This is a genomic window from Photorhabdus cinerea (genome assembly GCF_011189575.1).
Taxonomy (GTDB): Bacteria; Pseudomonadota; Gammaproteobacteria; order Enterobacterales; family Enterobacteriaceae; genus Photorhabdus; species Photorhabdus cinerea.
The window spans coordinates 1-1,340 of the sequence record NZ_PUJW01000099.1 but is presented as its reverse complement, the minus strand read 5'-3'; the positions used below and the strand labels follow the sequence as shown (position 1 = coordinate 1,340).

General features: G+C 40.8%; 2 protein-coding genes. Both read right to left on the bottom strand.

The genetic code is table 11. The features are described from left to right. Positions 1-304: 304 nt before the first annotated feature. On the bottom strand, positions 305-763 hold the full coding sequence (locus C5469_RS22705; protein WP_166310952.1) for a DUF6392 family protein: 459 nt from the start codon (positions 761-763) through the stop codon (positions 305-307). Then, positions 763-1,340: S-type pyocin domain-containing protein (locus C5469_RS22700; RefSeq protein ID WP_207629319.1), on the bottom strand; the 578-nt coding region annotated here is incomplete at its 5' end. The genes C5469_RS22700 and C5469_RS22705, both read right to left, overlap by 1 nt.

The following is a 1,340-nucleotide window of genomic DNA, read 5'->3' as shown; positions in this document are numbered from 1 at the left end:
GGAATAGGTACAACAGAAGCTATTGTTACCAGCCACTCGATACCTGCATACGGGATATTACTTGGTTGTGATGAAAAGGATTGGAAAAACCCTTTTCATCATTTACCTATACCCTATGGATTTCAAGATGCATCGCGGCGGCAAGGGAGCGAATCCCCGGGAGCATAGATAACTATGTGACCGGGGTGAGTGAGTGCAGCCAACAAAGAAGCAACTTGAAAGATGACGGGTATATAGCATATAAACATGGATAACGGTTTATTAACCGCTATCCAATAAAAGTAAAAAATACTCCAAAAGACGTTTATTCAAAACGTTCAAATATTAATGCATGTACCCTTAGATCAGCTAAATAGAGAAGACAAATTTCCGTATTAGGATATTGCTCATTCAGCTTATGTGTATAAGAATCATATCCACCAACAATGCCAATGACAGGGATTTTTTCTGGACCACTAGCAGAATCTGGTTCTCCCATAAGTGCTCTAACAATTGCCCTATCCATTGAATGTAAAAATGGGTAAGGCAATTCTCCATTATATTCTCCACTGCCTTCATAAGCGTTAATAAGTGTAATTTGTACAGATTTTAATATTCTTGAATCAGCGTGAAACACTAATGTAAGGCCAACATCAGGTCCACAATTGAACGTATCAGCATTCTCAAACAGAAACTCAAACTTTCCCGCTGGAATAAGCCGCCTTTCAACGAGTTGTTCGGCTGTCTGCCCTAAACTTTTAATAACTGCCACAATATCTAGCATTATTCATACCACCCTTGTTCTTTGTTCAATCGGTGCAGTTCTTCCCGTGCCTTGTTTAACTGCTCATCAGTATAGCCTTCTTCCCGTAAACCAGGAATCTGGGCATCAAAATTACTGTCTATTGCCGCCCTTATATCTAACGCATCTTTAATCTGCTTCTCTCTCTTATTTCTACCTTTATAAGTTTCACTGTAATCTCTATGCACCCGATGAGGGATAGCTATAGATATACCTTTCTTTAAAGCTAATTTAATCTGATCTTCATCCAGCTTCTTTCCGTATGCTTTTATTAAAAATTCTCTTAATGCCGCCTTAGAAGGAATATGATCAATATCCATTCCATCATTACGGCTACGTCCAGCCAGCTCCTGATATTCTCCCACTTCCAACGGTTTCACCGGCGGTTTACTTAAATACACATACACCGGTGGCATATTCGGGATGGGAAGCACCAGAATATAATCGCGAAAATCCTTCTCTTCCGGCATCGGTAGCGATTCAATATCGCTGCCCACTTTGTCCGGGATCGGCAACACGGTTATTTGCGACGGAATAAACGGCGGTTCTTCATTCCCGG

Coding starts and splice junctions, on each gene's coding strand:
- C5469_RS22705 (WP_166310952.1), bottom strand. CDS start 763: ATGCTAGATATTGTGGCAGTTATTAAAAGTTTAGGGCAGACAGCCGAA.